The sequence below is a fragment of the Undibacterium sp. SXout7W genome (genome assembly GCF_049339385.1).
Classification (GTDB): domain Bacteria; phylum Pseudomonadota; class Gammaproteobacteria; order Burkholderiales; family Burkholderiaceae_D; genus Undibacterium.
This window is the reverse complement of sequence record NZ_JBMPPF010000118.1, coordinates 1-326: the sequence shown is the minus strand read 5'-3', so window position 1 is coordinate 326 and position 326 is coordinate 1. Positions and strand designations below refer to the sequence as shown.

Genomic DNA, 326 nt, shown 5'->3' with positions numbered 1-326 from the left:
GAACAACAAATGCAGGTTGGCCCACAGAATGCGACTGTTGACGCGGCTGACCAGTTGCAGAAGATGATGGTGATTGACCCAGTAGATGCCGACATACGTGAAGCTCAGCGCGTAGCTGAGCAACTGTGGAACCAGTTTGAGCAACTCGGCCAAACTCGCGCCGTCCGGCATCTTGAGGCCCAGCACCATGATCGTGATTGCGATGGCGATAACGCCGTCGCTGAATGCTTCCAGTCGCGCTTTATTCATGGGCCCACAGCATCCATGGAAACGAGCCTGGCGTCAATCCTGTCGAGCACGATCAAGCCCAGCAAGACAGGATAGGC

Annotated in this window: 1 protein-coding gene; it reads right to left on the bottom strand. The window is 55.8% G+C overall.

The window, feature by feature from the left end; translation table 11 throughout:
• A partial coding sequence (locus ACO0LB_RS20740; RefSeq protein ID WP_423052611.1) for a TMEM175 family protein occupies positions 1-249 on the bottom strand: 249 nt, incomplete at its 3' end.
• Between the last annotated feature and the right edge of the window lie 77 nt (positions 250-326).